This window comes from Serinicoccus sp. CUA-874, from assembly GCF_001942225.1.
In the GTDB taxonomy this organism is placed as follows: Bacteria; Actinomycetota; Actinomycetes; order Actinomycetales; family Dermatophilaceae; genus Ornithinicoccus; species Ornithinicoccus marinus.
Genome location: NZ_MKJZ01000037.1, coordinates 19,593 through 37,510, shown reverse-complemented (window position 1 = coordinate 37,510; position 17,918 = coordinate 19,593). Strand labels below are relative to the sequence as shown.

Sequence of the window (17,918 nt, the reverse complement as noted above, 5' to 3'; positions counted from 1 at the left end):
GCAGGGGCACCGACCGGGGCGCTCGGCCCGGCCTGTGGACGGTGGCGCCGGGCGTGGGCGCCACGGCATACCCTGGCTCCATGCCCGCGACCGACGACCTCGACGCCCTGATCCGGGCGGCCGTCGGGGGCGTCGGCGGCAGCGACCGACCGGGACAGCTGCAGATGGCGAGGGCGGTCGAGCGCGCGGTCGAGCGGGAGGAGCACCTGCTCGTCCAGGCCGGTACCGGCACCGGCAAGTCGCTGGCCTACCTCGTGCCCGCCATCGCGCACGCCGTCCGCACCGGCAAGCCCGCCGTGATCGCCACTGCCACGCTCGCGCTGCAGGCGCAGATCGTCGACCGGGACCTGCCCCGGATCGCGGAGGCCCTCGAGCCGCTGCTCGGGCGACGGCCGACGTTCGGGCTGGTCAAGGGCCGCTCCAACTACCTGTGCCAGCACAAGCTCGTCGGCGGCTTCCCGGACGACGACGAGGACGCGCTGCTCGCGATGGGCCAGGTGGACCGGGAGCGGTCCCGGCTCGGCGACGAGGTGACCCGGCTGCGTGAGTGGTCGGAGGTCACCGAGTCCGGAGACCGGGACGAGCTGGTGCCGGGCGTGACCAACCGGGCGTGGCGGCAGGTGTCGGTGACCGCGCACGAGTGCCTCGGCAGCCGCTGCCCCGTGGTCGCCGAGTGCTTCGTCGAGCGCTCCCGGGCGGCTGCCGCCGAGGTGGACGTCATCGTCACCAACCACAGCTTCATGGCGATCGACGCCTTCGAGGGGCGGTTCATGCTGCCCGAGCACGACCTGCTCGTCATCGACGAGGCGCACGAGCTGACCGACCGGGTCACCTCGACGATCACCGACGAGCTCGCCTCCTCCACCGTGTCGGCGGCGGCCAGACGGGCCGGCAAGAACGACGCCGCCGAGCGGCTGGCCGAGACCGCCGAGCTGCTCGAGGCCGCCCTCGCCGACACGCCCGAGGGCACGCTGGGCCAGCTGCCCGAGCGCTGGTCACCGCGCTGCAGCTCGTCCGCGACGCCGCCCGCGCGACCCTGACCGAGCTGAAGCCGGAGAAGGGTGCCGAGCCGGACGGCGGCACCCAGGTCGCGCTCGCGGCGGTGCAGGACGTCTTCGACACCAGCGAGCGGGTGCTCGGCGAGGCCGAGCTCGACGTCGTGTGGATCAGCCACGACCAGCGGCGGGGAAGCGTGCTGCGGGTCGCACCGATGAGCGTGGCGATGATGGTGCGCGACAAGATCTTCGACGAGCGCACCGTGGTCCTCACCTCGGCCACCCTGGAGCTCGGGGGCACCTTCGACGCCGTCGCCGGGACCATCGGGCTGCGGGGAGTGGGCGCGCCGGCGTGGGAGGGGCTCGACGTCGGCTCCCCGTTCGACTACCCCCAGCAGGCGATCGCGTACGTCGCCCAGCACCTCCCGCCGCCAGGCCGGGACGGCGCGGGCACCGTCGTCTTCGACGAGATCGAGGCGCTCGTGCGCGCGGCCGGCGGGCGCACGCTGGGGCTCTTCAGCTCCCGGCGCGCGGCCGAGGCCGCGGCTGAGGAGATGCGGGGCCGGCTCGCGGACACCGACATCACGGTGCGCTGCCAGGGCGAGGACCAGCTGCCGACGCTGGTGCGCGAGTTCGCCGGTGAGGCGAGCACCTGCCTGTTCGGGACGCTCTCGCTGTGGCAGGGGGTCGACGTGCCCGGGTCGGCCTGCCAGCTCGTCCTCGTCGACCGCATCCCGTTCCCCCGCCCCGACGACCCGCTGACCTCGGCGCGCACCGAGGCCATCGGTCGGATGGGCGGCAACGGCTTCATGGCGGTCTCCGCCACGCACGCGGCGCTGCGCCTGGCCCAGGGGGCCGGCCGGCTCATCCGACGGGGCGACGACCGGGGGGTCGTCGCCTTCCTCGACTCACGGATGATGACCGCGCGGTATGCCGGCTTCCTGCAGCGCTCGCTGCCGCCGTTCTGGCCCACCACCGACACCAAGCTGGTCCTGGGTGCGCTGCGGCGGCTCGACGAGACGGCGCCCGAGCCGGTCCCCGTGGCCGAGCCCGGCGCACGGGGCCTCGGTGGGGCGCCGCTGGTGGGGAGCGGCACTGCGGTGCCGGTCGCACGCTCCCCGAGGACGGCCGTGACCGGTGGGCATGCGTGGAGCACCGAGCAGGACGAGGAGCTGCGCGACGGCGTGGACTCGGGCGTCGAGCTGGTCGAGCTCGCCGAGCACCTCGGGCTGGCCCCGGACCAGGTGGCCGCGCGCCTCAACCAGCTCGGGCTGGAGCTGGAGGGTGCGGACGCCGGCGGCCGCTGATCGGTCCTCCCGCCGGAGGATCGGAAGGACCCCCGTCACTGGTGGGCCTCCGGCGGGAAGACCGGGTCTGATGGGCGACGCGCCAGGACATACGACGGGCGACTCGGTCGCGTTCACGGCGACTTCTGTGCCGGCCTCTGCCACGGTGAGGAGACGCAGGGCGCACCGGCGTGGCGCTCGAGGCGGAGGGTGCGCCGCCCGGGTCCGAGGTCAAGCCTGAGCGTGATCGCCCACCCGTGGGGCACCGAGACCGTCCTCGTCATCGCCGGCGCCGAGCCCGGTGCGGCGTACGACGGCGTGCTCGTCACGGCCGCGGGAGATCAGGTCGTCTCGGGCAGCTTCCTCGGCACCGAGGAGCCGCTGGACTGCGAGATGAACGCCGCGGTCCGGCGCGCGGACGTCGCCGAGATCCTGCTGGTCGAGACGCGTGGGTCGACGTGGGCACGGGCCACGCTCCCGCCCGTGGACTGAGGTGTCGGTGGGCCGTGCCAGGCTGTGACCCATGACGGCAGACGCCCACGTCCCCGCCCTCGTGCTCGTGACGGGCCCCGAGGAGCTGCGGGCCGAGCGCGCGGTCGACTCGGTGCTCGTGACGGTCCGCGCGCAGGAGGCGGACGCGGAGGTGGTCCGGATCCACCCGGGGAGCTACCAGCCCGGCGAGCTCATGGTGCAGGCGAGCCCCAGCCTGTTCGGCGGCTGGAGCGTCATCGTGGTGCACGACCTGGACGAGGCCGACGACGCCTGGTGCTGGACCTCGCGGGCTATCTGGACCAGCCCGCCGACGGCGTGACGCTCGTGGTGCTGCACAAGTCCGGCAACCGGGGCAAGCGGGTCCTCGACGCGCTCAAGAAGGGTGGCGCGCGGGTCATCGAGGCCCGGGCGGTCAAGACCGAGCGCGACAAGCACGACTTCGTCACCGAGGAGTTCCGGACGGCCCGGCGCAAGATCGCCCCCGACGCGGTGGGCGCGCTCGTGCTGGCCGTGGGCAAGGACCTGCGCGAGCTGGCCTCGGCCTGCGAGCAGCTCATCCGGGACGTGGACGGGCTCGTCGAGACCGAGGACGTCACCACCTACTACGGGGAGAAGGTCGAGACGACCGGCTTCCGAGTGGCCGAGGCAGCCCTGACCGGCGACGAGGCCGCCGCCATGGCGCTGCTCCGGCACGCGATGCTCGGAGGGCTCGACCCGGTGCCGATCGTGGCCGTGCTGGCCCTGCAGCTGCGCCAGGTGGGCAAGGTCGCGACCGCCGGCCGCGGCTCCTCGGCACAGCTGGCCCGCGACCTCGGGATGGCGCCCTGGCAGGTGGACGCTGCTCGGCGCACCAGCCAGGGCTGGGACGGCGAGCGGCTGGGCGCGGCGATCCAGGCGGTCGCGCGGGCCGATGTCGACGTCAAGGGAGGGTTGCGGACCGAGGCCGCCGTGCGCAGCCCCGAGCACGCGGTCGAGCGGGTCGTGCTGACCGTGTGCCGGCTGCGCAACCGCTGAGGAGCCGACTTGGGCGTGGCGCCGGCCGCTGCTAGCCTTGACCGTTGCGTGCGCGCTCGGTCGTGCGCGTTCGTGGATCTCTCGTGGACCTCACGCGAGATCACCGCACCACCCCCGTGCGCCGGACATCGCCAGGCATCCCCACGCCAGTTCGCCGGAGCGCGGGTGTCGCCCTCACGACAGCAGACCAACGACTGACCAGGAAGTTCTCAGTGGCAAACATCAAGAGCCAGATCAAGCGCGTCAAGACCAACGCCGCGCGCACCGAGCGCAACCGCGCCTACAAGTCCGAGCTGCGCACCTTCGTCCGCCGCTTCCGCGAGGCCGCGGACCGTGGCGAGGCCGGCGCTGCCGAGCAGGCCCTCCAGGCCGCCTCGCGCAAGCTGGACAAGGCCGTCTCCAAGGGCGTCATCCACAAGAACCAGGCCGCCAACAAGAAGTCGGCCATGGCCAAGCGCTTCAACTCGCTCGGCGCCTGAGCGCGACCGCCAGCGAGACGCAGCGGGCGTCCACCCCGACCGGGTGGGCGCCCGCTGCGCTATCATGAGGCGCACCATGGCGACCCGCTGCGAGCTTCTCCTGACCGGGCCGCGCTGAGCAGACGGCATACCTGCGAGCGCGGCCAGCCCCTCCTGCGTGAGGGGCTTTCGTCTGCACCGAGCACGAGCGCCACCCCGCAGCGAGAACGAGACGAGAGACAGGCATGAGCGAGCGCATCCCGCAGCACCGCTACACCGCCGAGCTGGCCGGCCAGATCGAGCGCCGCTGGCAAGACCGCTGGGAGAGCGAGGACACCTTCGCCTCGGCCAACCCGGCCGGCCCCTGGGCCGACCCGGACGACCCCCGCCTGTCCGCCGGTCGTGAGCACCGCGTCGTCATGGACATGTTCCCCTACCCCTCCGGCTCCGGGATGCACGTCGGGCACCCCCTCGGCTACGTCGCCACCGACGTCTACGCCCGCTTCCTGCGCACCACCGGCACCAACGTCATGTACGCCATGGGTTTCGACGCCTTCGGGCTGCCCGCCGAGCACTACGCCGTGCAGACGGGTCAGCACCCGCGGGTGACGACCGAGGAGGCGATGGCGACCTACCGGCGGCAGATGCGGATGATCGGGCTCTCGCACGAGCCGCGCCGCACCTTCGCCACCATCGACCCGGACTACGTCCGCTGGACCCAGTGGATCTTCCAGCGGATCCACGACTCGTGGTACGACCCCGACGCGCCACCGCGGGAGGGTCCGGCCAGTCGGGTCCCGGGCGGGCGAGGCCGATCGCCGAGCTGGTGGAGCAGCTCGCCTCCGGGGAGCGGCAGCTGCCCGGTGAGCGCCCCTGGGCGGAGCTGAGCGCGGCGGAGCAGGCCGAGGTCCTCGACAGCTACCGCTTGGCCTACGTCTCCTCGGCGCCGGTCAACTGGTGCCCCGGGCTGGGCACGGTGCTGGCCAACGAGGAGGTCATCGACGGCAAGTCCGAGCGTGGCGACTTCCCCGTCTTCCGGCGCAGCCTGTCACAGTGGATGATGCGGATCACGGCGTATGCCGACCGCCTCACCGACGACCTGGACCGGCTGGACTGGCCGGAGAAGGTGCGGCTGATGCAGCGGCACTGGATCGGGCGCTCCACCGGCGCCGAAGTCGATTTCCCGGTGCCGACGACCGCCGGCGGCACCGAGCCGGTGACGGTCTTCACCACCCGCCCGGACACGCTCTTCGGCGCCACCTTCATGGTGCTCGCCCCGGAGCACCCGCTCGTGGAGCAGATCACGCCCGACACCTGGCCGGCCGGCACGCAGGGGGCCTGGACCGGCGGTGCCGCCACCCCGCGCGACGCGGTGACGGCATACCAGCGGCAGGCCTCGAGCAAGAGCGACGTGGAGCGGCAGACCGAGGGGAAGACCAAGACGGGTGTCTTCACCGGGGCGTTCGCGACCAATCCCGCGACCGGGCGACCGATCCCGGTCTTCGTCGCCGACTACGTGCTCATGGGCTACGGCACCGGCGCGGTCATGGGTGTGCCGGGGCAGGACCAGCGGGACTGGGACTTCGCGCGTGCCCTCGACCTGCCGATCGTCCGCACCGTCGAGCCGACGCAGGGCCACCCCGAGGACGAGGCCTTCACCGGCGAGGGGCCCGCGATCAACTCCGCCAACGACGAGGTCAGCCTCGACGGGCTGGACGTCGCGCAGGCCAAGGAGCGCATGATCGCCTGGCTGGAGCGGGTCGGGAGCGGTCGTCCGACGGTGACCTACCGGCTGCGCGACTGGCTCTTTAGCCGGCAGCGCTACTGGGGCGAGCCCTTCCCGGTCGTCTGGGACGAGGACGGCGTCGCGCACGCCGTGCCCGACGACCAGCTGCCGGTCACGCTGCCGGAGGTGCCGGACTACACGCCGCGGACCTTCGAGCCGGACGACGCCGACAGCCAGCCGGAGGCGCCGCTGGCGCGCGCCGGTGACTGGGTGCACACGACGATGGACCTCGGCGACGGGCGCGGCCCGGTGCCGGTCCGACGCGAGACCAACACGATGCCCAACTGGGCCGGGTCGTGCTGGTACTACCTGCGCTACTTGGACCCGGCCAACGCCGCGGCACCGGTCGACCCGGCGGTGGAGGAGTACTGGATCGGGCCGCGCGAGGAGACCGTCGCGGGAGCGCCCGCGGGCGCGGTGGACCCCGGCGGCGTCGACCTCTACGTCGGCGGTGTCGAGCACGCCGTCCTGCACCTGCTCTACGCCCGCTTCTGGCACAAGGTGCTCTTCGACCTGGGCTTCGTCAGCTCGGAGGAGCCGTTCCGTCGGCTCATCAACCAGGGGATGATCGAGGCCTACGTCTACCGCGACGAGCGGGGCTTCCCGGTGCCCGCGGCGGAGGTGGAGGAGCACCCCTCCGCCGACGGGGGAGCACCGGCATACACCTGGAACGGCGCGCCGGTCACCCAGGAGCAGGGCAAGATGGGCAAGTCCCTCAAGAACGTCGTGACCCCGGACGACATGGTGCAGCAGTACGGCGCGGACACCTTCCGCGTCTACGAGATGAGCATGGGGCCGCTGGAGCAGTACCGGCCCTGGGAGACCCGCGCGGTCGTCGGGAGCCAGCGGTTCCTGCAGCGGCTGTGGCGCAACGTCATCGACGAGGAGACCGGCGAGGTCACGGTCAGCGACGACGCCGACGCACTCACCCCCGAGGTGGAGAAGGCGCTGCACCGGACGATCGACGCCGTGGCGACCGACTACGCCGCGCTGCGCACCAACACCGCGATCGCGCGGATGATCGAGCTCAACAACCTGCTGACCAAGCTGGATCGCGTGCCCCGGGCGGTGGTCGAGCCGCTGGTGCAGATGGTCGCGCCGGTGGCGCCGCACCTGGCGGCCGAGCTGTGGGAGCGCCTCGGTCACGACGACCTGACCTACGCCGCCTTCCCCGAGGCGGACCCGGCGCTGCTCGTGGAGGACGCGGTCACCGCGGTGGTGCAGGTCAAGGGCAAGGTGCGCGACCGGCTGGAGGTCGCGGCCGACATCAGCGAGGCGGACCTGGAGCAGCTGGCGCTGGGCAGTGAGAAGGTGCAGCGCTTCCTCGACGGTATGCCGGTGCGCAAGGTGATCGTCCGGGCACCGAGCCTGGTCAACATCGTCGTCTGAGCACGCCGACCCTGGCCCGATGGACGTCGCCCTCCTCACCGACAGCGCGAGCTGTCTGCCGCCCGGTCCGCAGGACGGCGTGCCGCTGCACGTGCTGCCGCTGCACGTCATGGTGGAGGGGCGCCGCGGGGACTCGCGCGAGGTCACGCAGGCCGAGGTCGTCGACGTGCTGCGCGCCGGACGCGAGCGGGTCACGACCAGCCGGGTGTCGCCGGGGGAGTTCGTCACCGGTTACCGCGCACTGGTGGCGGCCACCGGCTGCCGCCGGGTCGTGTCGGTGCACCTCTCGGGCCGGCTGAGCGGGACGGCCGAGGCCGCCGGGCTGGCGGCCCAGGAGCTGGCCGATGAGGTGGAGGTCCGGGTGGTCGACGCGCGCACCGTCGGGCTGCCGCTGGGCTGGGCCGCGCTGGACGCCGCGAGCCTGGCGCGCGAGGGAGGGAGCCTGGAGGAGGTGGAGCGCCTGGCCCGGGAGCGGGCCTCCGGGGCGCGGGCGTGGTTCTACGTCGACAGCCTGGAGCACCTGCGCCGGGGTGGCCGGCTGGGTCGGGCGCAGGCGGTCCTGGGCTCGGCCCTGGCGATCAAGCCGTTGCTGGGGGTGGACGACGGGGAGGTGGTGCTCGCCGAGCGCGTGCGCACCCGGGGCCGCGCCTTGGCCCGGCTCGGCGACCTCGCCGCGCAGGCGGCCGAGCGGGTGCGCGAGGACGGCGGGCGCCCCCGGCTCGGTGTGCACGAGCTGGGGGCCGAGGAGGCTGCGGGCGACCTCGCGGCCGCGCTGGCCCGGCGGGTCGGGGTCGAGCCGCAGATGGCACCGCTGGACCCCGGGGTGGGCGTGCACACCGGCCCGGGGACGCTGGGTGTGGTCGTGGCCCACGGCGGCTGAGCCGTCGTCCACACCCTGGGGCGCCCGACGCTTCCGTCCACAGATCTGACGCGCCCTCTCCCGAGCCGGGCCCGGGACTCCTAGCGTGCGGCGTATGGGGGACGACGACGCGCACACCGGGCGGCACCGGACGGGACGAGGGGTGGCGGTCCCGGACGCGGCGACGTGGACGTCGGGCCATCGGCGCCGGGCCGGGTGTCGGTGGCGGACGGGATGACTCGCACCACCCCCGGAGACGGGGCGCGGGGTCGGGGCCGGGACCCAGACCCGGACCCAGAACCGCACCTGGAGGCGGACCCAGCCGCGCACGGCGTGCTCGTGGCGGTGCCCGGCGCGGGTCACATGGCCCAGATCGGGGTCGGCGCCCGCGCGGTCGGCGGGATGGTCCTGGTCGTGGTCCTGGTGCTCGGTGTCCTCGGCGGTCGCTGGTGGTGGGTCGAGCAGCGCGCGACAGCGGTGCCCGCCACGGCCGGGTGGGCCGAGGACGGCTCCGCCGGCGCCCAGGAGGGTCCCGGGCCGGACGCGGGCGGGGAGGCCGCTGTGCAGCCGACCGCGATGCCGCCGGGCGGGTCCTCGCCCGCCGGATCGACGCCGGCCGGTGCGGCACCGGGTGGCCAGGCGGCGACCGCTGCCGAGACCGCCCCGGGCCCGCTGCTGGTCCACGTCATCGGACAGGTGGCCGCCCCCGGTGTGGTCGAGCTCGAGGCAGGATCCCGGGTGGTGGACGCCTCGACGCGGCGGGCGGGCTCACGAGTGAGGCCGATGCCGGGTCGGTCAACCTCGCCCGTGCCGTCGTCGACGGCGAGCAGGTGTGGGTGGGTGCTCCGGGGGAGGACCCGCCGCCGGGCTGGGTGGCGGGGGCGCCAGCGACCGGGCCGGGGCCCGACGGTGCCCCGGGATCGCAGCGGGCAGGGTCGGCCTCGGCGCAGGCACCGACGGAGCTGCTCGACCTCAACACCGCGACCCAGGCCGACCTCGAGGAGCTGCCGGACGTCGGCCCGGTGACCGCCGGCCGCATCCTGCAGTGGCGCGAGGAGCACGGCGCCTTCACCGCGGTCGCCGAGCTGCTGGAGGTGAGCGGCATCGGGGAGCGGACGCTGGAGCAGCTCGAGCCGCTCGTCACCGTCGCTGGATGAGCGCCCGCGACGCGCAGCAGGAGGCGGTGCACGACGTCCGGCTCCTGCTGCCGGCGCTCACCGCCTGGGCCGTCCTGGTGGCGGTGCTCGGCGGACCACGATGGGTCTCCTCCCTCGTCGCCTCGGTGGCCCTGGTCGCCTCGCTGGCCCTGGTCGTCCCGCGGTGGCCGAGCGGCCGGTCGCGCCGACACGTGGTCCGGGCGCGACCAGGGGCTGGGCGTGGCACCTCTCACCACCGGCGAGGTGCCTCGGCACGGGGTTGGCGCCGCGTGCTGGCCCTCTGCGCCGCGGCGACCGCGCTCGTGGTGGGAGCGGCGAGCCTGCACCTGGCCGCCGCGCGGGCCGGGCCGGTGCCGGGCTGGGCGGGGGAGGGAGCGGTGACGACCGCTCAGGTGCTCGTCACCACCGAGCCCCGGCTCGTCTCCCGGGCCGACGAGCGCGACCCGCTGGTCGTCCTCGAGGGGCGGGTGGTGCGCGCCAGCGCCCGCGGCGAGACGACGCGACCGGCGACGCCGGTGGTCGTCATGGCGACGGCGGGGCAGGGGTGGGCGGACGGGGCCGTGGCGTGGCGCAGCGTCGTCGAGGTGTCGGGCCGGTGGTCACCGGCTCGACCCGGCGAGCGCGCCGTCGCCGTGCTCGTGCCCCGCGGGCCGCCCACGGTCGTCCAGCGACCGCCGGCGCTGCTGCGGGGTGTCGACCACGTGCGCGCGAGCTTCCGCGAGGCGGTCGACCCGCTACCGACCGACGCCCGGGCGCTGGTCCCGGGGCTCGTCGTCGGGGACACGTCGCTGACCCCGCCGGACCTCACCCAGGCGATGCGCGACACCGGCATGACCCACCTCAGCGCGGTCAGCGGCAGCAACGTCGCGATCGTCGTCGGCGGCGTGGCCTGGTGGTCGCCCGTGCGGGGGCGCCGCGTCGGTGGCGCCTGCCGCTGGTGCTGGCCGGGCTGGTCGGCTTCGTGCTGCTGTGCCGCCCCGAGCCCTCGGTGCTCCGGGCCGGGGTGATGGGCGGTGTGGCGCTGGTGGCCCTCGCCCACGGCCGGCGCCGGGCCAGCCTGCCGCTGCTCGGTGGTGCGGTCGTCGTGCTGCTGTGCGTCGACCCGTGGCTCGCGCGCTCCTTCGGCTTCGCCCTCTCGACCCTGGCCACCCTGGGTCTCGTGCTGTGGGCCCGGCCCTGGGGTCTCGTGCTGGCCGGACTGCTCCCGCGGTGGGCCGGCCTGCCGGCTCGGGCCGCGGCGGTGCCCCTGGCCGCGCAGGTGATCTGCGCCCCGGTCATCGTGCTGCTGCAGGGCGAGATCACGACCGTGGCCGTGCTGGCGAACCTGCTGGCGGCACCGTTGGTGCCGCCCACCACGATCCTCGGTCTGCTCGCGGCGCTGCTGGCCCCGCTGTCCACCCCGGCTGCCTCGGTGCTGGCCTGGGCAGCGGCCGTGCCCGCGTGGGCGATCGGGCGGATCGCGCGGCTCTGCGCCCGCGCCCCGCTGGGCAGCATCGAGTGGTGGGACGGCGCCTTGGGAGCGTGGACGCTCGCCGTCCTCACGGTCGTCCTGCTGGCCACCGGCCCCCGCCTGCTCCGGCTCGGCCTGCGGCACCCCTGGAGTGGTGCCGCCGTCGTCTGCGCCCTGCTGGCCTCGGCCCTGCCGGTGCCCGGTCTGCGCGGTTGGCCCCCGCCGGGCTGGGTGGTCGCCGGGTGCGACGTCGGCCAGGGGGACGCCTTCGCCGTGCGCACCGCCCCCGGTCGCGCCCTGGTGGTGGACGTGGGCCCCGAGCCCGACGCCGTCGCGGCCTGCCTGCGCGACCTGGGTGTGCGCCAGGTCGACCTCCTGGTGCTCACCCACTTCCACACCGACCACGTCGCCGGCCTCCCCGGCGTGCTGCGCGAGGCGCGCGTGCGGGAGGCAGTCGTGACCCCGGTGCGTGACCCCCCGCAGGTGGCCGAGGCGACGCTGACCGCACTGGCGGAGGAGGGCATACCCGTCCGTCCGGCCCGGGTCGGTGACCGATGGGAGGTCGGCGACGTGCGCGCGACCGTGCTCTGGCCGTCCGCGACGCCACCGGTGGCGGGCTCGGCGGCCAACAACGCCAGCGTCGTGCTGGACGTCGACGTCGGCGGGACCGCGGTGCTCCTCACCGGCGACCTGGAGCCGGAGAGCGCGCGGCAGCTGCGGGCTGCGACCCAGGGGCGCGACTACGACGTGCTCAAGGTCGCGCACCACGGGTCGGCGGCGCAGGACGAGCGGCTGGTCCTGGCGGCCGACCCGGAGATCGCCCTCGTCGGGGTGGGGGAGGACAACGACTTCGGGCACCCGGCGCCCGGCGTGCTGAGCCTGCTCTCGGACGCCGGGGCGGTGGTCCTGCGGACCGACCTGCACGGCGACGTCGCGGTCGTCCGTGACGCCCAGGGCCGGCTGGTGCCGCACGCGCGGGAGTGAGGTCCCGAGGGCGTCGTGGGCAGCGGGCTCAGGCGTGGGTGGTGACGTGCGCGCAGGGCGAGCCGCCCAGGTCGCGCGCGCTGTGGCACAGCGCGTCGAGGGTCGCCGCCACGGCGGGGACCCGCTGCAGGTCCGGGGTGGTGACGACCTGGACGGTCCGCCGCGACGGCGGGGACACCGGCCGGACGACGACGTCCGGGTGCGAGACGGTCGAGAGGATCAGCTGCGGCACGAGCGCGACCCCGAGCCCGGCCGCGACCAGGCCGAGGACGGCGACGTAGTCCTCGGTCTCGAAGGTGACGTCGGGGTCGAAGCCGGCCTCGTCGGCGAGGGTGAGCAGGTGGCCACGGCAGCGCGGGCAGCCCGCGATCCACCGGTCGGCCGACAGGTCGCCCAGGTCCACCTCGTCCTGCCCTGCCAGCGGGTGGTCACCGGGCAGGACGAGCATCACCGGGTCGTCCAGGACGTCCATGACGACCAGCCCGTCGAGGTCGTCCTCGCCGCGTCCGGCGTCGGTCCCCTCGTAGGCGAAGGCGACCGCGAGATCCACGGCACCCGCGCGGACCGCCGCCAGCGACTCCGGCGGCTCGGCCTCGCTGAACTGCACGGTGACGGCGGGGTGGCTGCGGCGCAGCTCGGCGAGGGCGCGCGGCACGAGGGTCGCCGAGGAGGAGGGGAAGGCCATGAGCCGCACCCGGCCGGCCTTGAGCCCGGCGATGGCGATGACCTCGGCCTCGGCCTCGTCGATGCGGTCCAGGATCTCGCCGGCACGGGTCGCGAGCAGCTGCCCGGCCTCGGTCAGCCGCACGGTCCGGCCGATGCGCTCCACCAGCGCGGTGCCGGCACGCTGCTCCAGGCGGCGGACCATCTGGGAGACCGCGGGCTGGGTGTAGCCGAGGGAGGCCGCGGCCGCCGTGAAAGACCCCTCGTCGGCGATGGCCCGCATCACGCGCAGCCCTGCGGCGTCGAACATACCCCGATCATAGTTGGCAGCAGGTCGTCACCTGCCCGACGCCGACACCCGCCGCGTCGTTCACGCCGGCGTCACCCGGTGCCGGTCTGCTGGAGGCGTGCTCCCCGCGTCAGCGCACCAGTCCCCGTTCCACGGACCTCCGCCCGCCGACCCGGTGCTCGCCCAGCTGGAGGCCGCCCGGGCCACGGCTCATCACGGGCCGTCGGCACGCCGACCGAGGCAGGGCAGCGCCCTGTGCCTGTCCGGGGGCGGCTTCCGCGCCGCCCTGTTCCACCTCGGTGCCGTGCGGCGCTCGACGAGCTCGGCGTCCTGGGCTCCCTGCGCAGCCTCAGCGCGGTCTCCGGCGGGGCTGTGCTGGCCACCCTGCTGCTGCACCCTGACCTGGAGTGGCCCGACGCCGACGGCGGCTCCGGACCCGGCGGCGGACGCGTCGGCGGGCTGGAGGAGCTCGTCGCAGCACCGCTGCTCGCCCTCACCCGCCGCAACCTGCGCACCCCGGCGCTGCTGTCGCGGGTCAGCCCCCGCGGCTGGGGTCGACCGGACCCGAGCGTGCAGGTGCTGGCTGACGAGCTCGAGCGCGCGGTCCCGTGGTGGGGCACCGACCTGCGCGAGCACCGCCGCCGAGGTGGCCCCGTGGTGCTCACCGGGGCGACCGAGATCGGCTACGGGTCTCCTGGCTCTTCGCCGACCCCCGGTCGGCGGGACCGCGCGGCCGGATCGGCGACCACCGCCTCGGGCACGCCGCCCCGCCACCAGGGCTGCGGCTGGTCGACTCCGTGGCCGCCTCCTGCGCCTACCCGCCGTTCTTCGGCCCGCTGGAGCTGGACGGTGCCGACCTCGGGCTCACCGGCGGTGCGGCCGACCCGGACGAGCCGGAGCCGGTGCGTGAGGCGATCCGACGCCGCATCCAACTGGTGGACGGCGGGGTCTACGACAACCTCGCCCTGGAGCCGGTGTGGTCCGACCACGCGACGGTGCTGGTCAGCGATGGTGGAGCGGTCTTCGGAGGGCGACCGGCAGGGTCGGTGCTCAGCCGTCTCGGGCGGCTGCTGTCCGTCGCCTCCAGCGGCGGGCAGACCGCGAGGCTGCGATGGTTGCGGGCAGGCTTCGCCGCCGGCACGCTCGCGGGGGCGACGTGGTCGCTGGACTCGCCCGCGGACCTGCGGCGCGGGTCCGGTCCCGGCTCGCCGGGACCGCTGCTCGACGGGTATGACCCCGAGGTCGTCGGGGCCATCCACCGGGTGCGGACCGACCTGGACGCCTTCAGCCCCGAGGAGCAGATGGTCCTGTGCCGGTACGGCTACCTCGTGGCGGACGCCTCGATCCGGCGGCACAGCCCGCAGGTGGTGCGCCGCGACGCGGCGCTGCTGCCGCCCCACCCGCAGGTCGCCGCGGCGCCGACGCCCTGTCCGCGCTGCGCGACTCCGGTCGGATCACCGCGCTCGGGCGGCGCTGAGCGACGGGGTGTGCCGCACAGCGAGCGCACAGCAACCACCTAGACGCCGCACGGGGTGGCAGGATGAACTTCCACCATGACGCCAGCCGCAGCCCCCGCCCTCACCCGCCTCGACGGGACCCCCGTGCGCGTCCTCGTCGTCGACGACGAGGCGCACCTGACCGAGCTGCTGTCGATGGCGCTGCGCTACGAGGGCTGGGAGGTGCGCGTCGCGGGCACCGGGATGGACGCGGTGCGGGTGGCCCGCGAGTTCTCCCCGGACGCCGTGGTGCTGGACATGATGCTGCCCGACTTCGACGGCCTCGAGGTGCTGCGCCGGATGCGGGCCGGTGAGCCGGACGTCCCGGTGCTCTTCCTCACCGCCAAGGATGCCGTGGAGGACCGGGTCGCCGGGCTCACGGCGGGCGGTGACGACTACGTCACCAAGCCGTTCAGCCTCGAGGAGGTCGTCGCCCGGGTGCGAGCCCTCATGCGGCGCACCGCCGTGGTCGCCCAGGAGTCCGGCTCGGTGCTCGTCGTCGGTGACCTGACGCTGGATGAGGACAGCCACGAGGTGGCGCGCGCCGGGACCGAGATCACGCTCACTGCCACGGAGTTCGAGCTGCTGCGCTTCCTCATGCGCAACCCGCGTCGCGTGCTGTCCAAGGCGCAGATCCTGGACCGGGTGTGGAACTACGACTTCGGGGGCCAGGCCAACATCGTCGAGCTCTACATCTCCTACCTGCGCAAGAAGATCGACCTCGACCGCGAGCCCATGATCCACACGATGCGTGGAGCCGGCTACGTCCTCAAGCCAGCCGCGGGATCCTGAGCGTGGCCCGTCGGCCCAGGTCGCTGCGCGTCAAGATCGTCACCTCCGTGGTGGCGATCTTCGCGTGCGTGCTCCTCGTCTCCGGGGTCGCCACCGTCCTCGCGCTGCGGCACACCCTCGTCGGGCAGCTCGACGAGGACCTGCGCCTGTCCAGCGAGCGGGTGGGGGACGAGGTCGGGGGCGGCTTCGACCAGCCGCCGCCGGCCGGACCGGGGGAGGACCTCGACGAGCGCGGTCCGGCCCGCCCGCCAGGGGGCGGCGACCGCTCGCTCGCCGTCGTGCTGCGCGACGGCGAGGCGGTGGTGAACTCCGTGGTCACGACGGACAACCGGCTGGGCTCGCTGGACGACGCCCAGCTGGCCGTGCTGGAGCAGGCGGCGCAGGACGCCGCCGGGTCGCCCACGGGGTCCGAGCCGTTCTCCGTGGACCTCGGCGCCGGGGTGGGGGACTATCGAGTGGTGGTGGAGGACGGTGCCCAGGGCGACACGCTGCTGACCGGGCTGCCCCTGGCGGGGGTCACGGACACGACGCGCCGGGCCGTGCTGATCCTGCTGCCGGCGGCGCTGCTGTCGCTCCTCGCGGCGGGTGCGGGCTCGGCGTGGCTGGTGCGGCGGGACCTGGCACCCCTGGACCGGGTCGCGGCGACCGCGCGGCGGGTCTCCCAGCAACGGCTGGAGCGGGGCGAGGTGGCGGTCGAGGACCGGGTGCCGGCGTCGGCCACGGAGGCGGGGACCGAGGTGGGGCAGGTCGGGCAGGCGCTCAACGAGCTCCTGGACACCATGGAGTCCGCGCTGTCGGTGCGTCATGCCAGCGAGCAGCGGGTGCGCCAGTTCGTCGCGGACGCCTCGCACGAGCTGCGGACGCCGCTCGCCTCGATCCGCGGGTATGCCGAGCTCTCCCGCCGGGAGAGCGAGCCGGTGCCCCCGGGAGTCCGGCACGCCCTGGACCGGGTGGAGGCCGAGTCGCTGCGCATGCAGGGCCTGGTCGAGGACCTGCTGCTGCTGGCGCGGCTCGACGCGGGTCGGCCGCTGGAGCGGGAGCCGGTCGACCTCACCCTCGTCTGCCTGGACACCGTCAGCGACGCCCGCGCCGCCGGGCAGGACCACACCTGGGTGCTCGACCTGCCCGAGGACCCGGTGGAGCTCGTCGGTGACGAGGCGCGGCTGCGGCAGGTGCTGGTCAACCTGCTCGCGAACGCCCGCACCCACACCCCGCCCGGGACGACCGTGACGACCGGGCTCCGGGCCACCGCCGACGCGGTCGAGGTGGTCGTCGAGGACGACGGACCAGGCATACCCGAGCGGCTGCAGGAGACCGTCTTCGAGCGCTTCGCCCGCGGCGAGGACTCCCGCTCCCGGGCCGCCGGGAGCACGGGGCTCGGGCTCTCGATCGTCGCCGCGGTGGCCCGGGCGCACGACGGCCACGTCAGGGTGGAGTCCCGACGGGGCCAGACCCGCTTCGTGCTGACGCTGCCGCGCGAGGGGGCCCGGTGAGCGCGGTCGGGCCGCTCGACAGCGCGCTCACGCTGCCCGCGCAGACGTCGGTGGAGCCGGGGAGGTATGCCCGGCTCCGGGAGCTGGTGAGGGCCGGTGGGGTGGTGGCGCTCACCGGGGCGGGGATGTCGACGGCCAGCGGCATCCCGGACTACCGCGGACCGGACGGGACCCGTCGGGTGCAACCGATGCAGCACGGGGAGTTCGTCGGGTCGGCGGACGCGCGACGGCGCTACTGGGCCCGGGCCTACGTCGGCTGGACCCGTTTCGAGGCCGCACGGCCCAACGCCGCGCACCGCGCGGTCGCCGACCTGGAGCGGCTTGGCCTGGTCCGTCACGTCATCACGCAGAACGTCGACGGGCTGCACCAGCAGGCCGGCAGCCGACGGGTCCTGGAGCTGCACGGCACCCTCTCCCGCGTGGTGTGCCTGGACTGCGGGGAGGTGACGACCCGCGCCCAGGTGCAGGACTGGCTCGCCGAGGCCAACCCCGGGTTCCTGGCCGTGGTCGACGCCACCTCGCCGGTGCGCCCGGACGGCGACGTCGCGCTGCCCGAGGCCCAGGTGGAACGCTTCCGCACGCCCCGGTGCCTGGTCTGCGGGCAGGACCGGCTCAAGCCCGACGTCGTCTTCTTCGGCGGCTCGGTGGACAAGGAGGTCGTGGCGCGGGCCTACACCTTCGTCGAGCAGGCCCGCACCCTGCTCGTGCTCGGCTCCTCGCTGCAGGTGATGAGCGGCTACCGGTTCGTCCGACGAGCGGCGCGCGAGGGCATACCCGTCGCCGTGGTCACCCGGGGCGGCACGCGGGGCGACGCCGAGACGACGGTGGGGGTCGATGCCCTGGTCGGTGACGTGCTGCCGGCGCTGGTCGCCGACCTCGGTGGTTAGGCTGGGCGAGGACGGTCCGGACGGGCCGCCGGCGAGGAGGTCGCTGTGGTCACCTACGAGCAGCTGGGTGAGATGTACGACGCCGAGGTCGTCGACCAGGACGGGCACAAGGTCGGCGGGATGTGCCAGGTCTACCTCGACAACGGCACGGGGAGCCCGGCGTGGGTGTCGGTCCGGACCGGGTGGTTCGGCGGGCGCAAGGTCTTCTGCCCGGTGTCCAACGCCACGATCCAGGGCGGCCGCATCCAGGTGCCCTACCCCCTCGCGATGATCAAGGACGCACCGGACATCCCGTGCGACGGGCACCTGACCGAGGACGAGGAGGAGCAGCTCTACGACTACTACTCCGTGGACGAGGGGCCGGCCCCCTCGGGCTGAGCGCAGGAGTTGCGGCGTCGGCCCCCGGAGAGGATGGAGGGGCCGGGGAC

13 protein-coding genes and 3 pseudogenes are annotated in these 17,918 nt (G+C 74.7%); 15 read left to right on the top strand and 1 reads right to left on the bottom strand.

What is annotated here, in order from left to right; all coding sequences use genetic code 11:
* The first annotated feature begins 80 nt into the window (after window positions 1-80).
* From BJF80_RS14830 to BJF80_RS21675, 10 genes and pseudogenes are all read left to right on the top strand, one after another.
* Window positions 81-2,302: pseudogene (locus tag BJF80_RS14830) on the top strand (ATP-dependent DNA helicase).
* 222 nt (window positions 2,303-2,524) lie between these two features.
* Window positions 2,525-2,773, top strand: a complete 249-nt coding sequence (locus BJF80_RS14825; protein WP_022926212.1) for a hypothetical protein — start codon at window positions 2,525-2,527, stop codon at window positions 2,771-2,773.
* Between the two features lie 31 nt (window positions 2,774-2,804).
* The gene (locus BJF80_RS21290) at window positions 2,805-3,092 is read left to right on the top strand and encodes a DNA polymerase III subunit delta (RefSeq protein ID WP_321166422.1); all 288 of its coding nucleotides are present in this window, start codon (window positions 2,805-2,807) and stop codon (window positions 3,090-3,092) included.
* Window positions 3,047-3,787 carry a DNA polymerase III subunit delta gene (gene holA, locus BJF80_RS14820; RefSeq protein WP_321166421.1) on the top strand — a complete coding sequence of 247 codons (741 nt, stop codon included), beginning with the start codon at window positions 3,047-3,049 and terminating at the stop codon, window positions 3,785-3,787. The genes BJF80_RS21290 and holA overlap by 46 nt, the downstream gene beginning before the upstream one ends.
* 212 nt (window positions 3,788-3,999) lie before the next feature.
* Window positions 4,000-4,266, top strand: a complete 267-nt coding sequence (rpsT, locus tag BJF80_RS14815) for a 30S ribosomal protein S20 (protein WP_022926210.1) — start codon at window positions 4,000-4,002, stop codon at window positions 4,264-4,266.
* A 224-nt stretch (window positions 4,267-4,490) separates the two neighbouring features.
* Window positions 4,491-7,420, top strand: a pseudogene (leuS, locus tag BJF80_RS14810) (leucine--tRNA ligase).
* 19 nt (window positions 7,421-7,439) lie between these two features.
* Window positions 7,440-8,300: a DegV family protein gene (locus BJF80_RS14805; protein WP_028131243.1), complete on the top strand. Its 861-nt coding sequence runs from the start codon at window positions 7,440-7,442 to the stop codon at window positions 8,298-8,300.
* An 815-nt stretch (window positions 8,301-9,115) separates the two neighbouring features.
* Complete coding sequence (locus BJF80_RS20520) at window positions 9,116-9,436, top strand: ComEA family DNA-binding protein (RefSeq protein WP_158068549.1); 321 nt, start codon at window positions 9,116-9,118, stop codon at window positions 9,434-9,436.
* Window positions 9,433-10,934: pseudogene (locus BJF80_RS17935) on the top strand (ComEC/Rec2 family competence protein); the annotation flags it as partial. The gene BJF80_RS20520 and the pseudogene BJF80_RS17935, both read left to right, overlap by 4 nt.
* A 147-nt stretch (window positions 10,935-11,081) precedes the next feature.
* Window positions 11,082-11,870, top strand: coding sequence for a ComEC/Rec2 family competence protein (locus BJF80_RS21675; RefSeq protein ID WP_414899301.1), 789 nt, complete (start codon window positions 11,082-11,084; stop codon window positions 11,868-11,870).
* Between the two features lie 28 nt (window positions 11,871-11,898).
* Here the strand turns inward: BJF80_RS21675 and BJF80_RS14785 are convergent, their stop codons facing one another.
* Window positions 11,899-12,843: a LysR family transcriptional regulator gene (locus tag BJF80_RS14785; RefSeq protein ID WP_022926206.1), complete on the bottom strand. Its 945-nt coding sequence runs from the start codon at window positions 12,841-12,843 to the stop codon at window positions 11,899-11,901.
* 776 nt (window positions 12,844-13,619) lie between these two features.
* Here BJF80_RS14785 and BJF80_RS20515 point away from each other — a divergent pair.
* From BJF80_RS20515 to BJF80_RS14755, 5 genes are read left to right on the top strand one after another with little or no spacing between them, the layout of a single operon-like run.
* Window positions 13,620-14,342 (top strand): patatin-like phospholipase family protein, encoded by a 723-nt coding sequence (locus tag BJF80_RS20515; protein ID WP_237767649.1) that lies wholly within the window; start codon window positions 13,620-13,622, stop codon window positions 14,340-14,342.
* A gap of 33 nt (window positions 14,343-14,375) precedes the next feature.
* Window positions 14,376-15,110 (top strand): response regulator transcription factor, encoded by a 735-nt coding sequence (locus BJF80_RS14770; protein ID WP_075814790.1) that lies wholly within the window; start codon window positions 14,376-14,378, stop codon window positions 15,108-15,110.
* A gap of 2 nt (window positions 15,111-15,112) precedes the next feature.
* Window positions 15,113-16,603 carry a sensor histidine kinase gene (locus tag BJF80_RS14765; RefSeq protein WP_237767648.1) on the top strand — a complete coding sequence of 497 codons (1,491 nt, stop codon included), beginning with the start codon at window positions 15,113-15,115 and terminating at the stop codon, window positions 16,601-16,603.
* A complete protein-coding gene (locus tag BJF80_RS14760) occupies window positions 16,600-17,490 on the top strand; it encodes an NAD-dependent protein deacetylase (protein WP_075814788.1) in 891 nt (296 codons plus the stop codon). Before BJF80_RS14765 ends, BJF80_RS14760 begins: the two co-directional genes overlap by 4 nt.
* Window positions 17,491-17,535: 45 nt before the next feature.
* Window positions 17,536-17,868, top strand: coding sequence for a PRC-barrel domain-containing protein (locus BJF80_RS14755; protein ID WP_075814786.1), 333 nt, complete (start codon window positions 17,536-17,538; stop codon window positions 17,866-17,868).
* Window positions 17,869-17,918 lie beyond the last annotated feature (50 nt).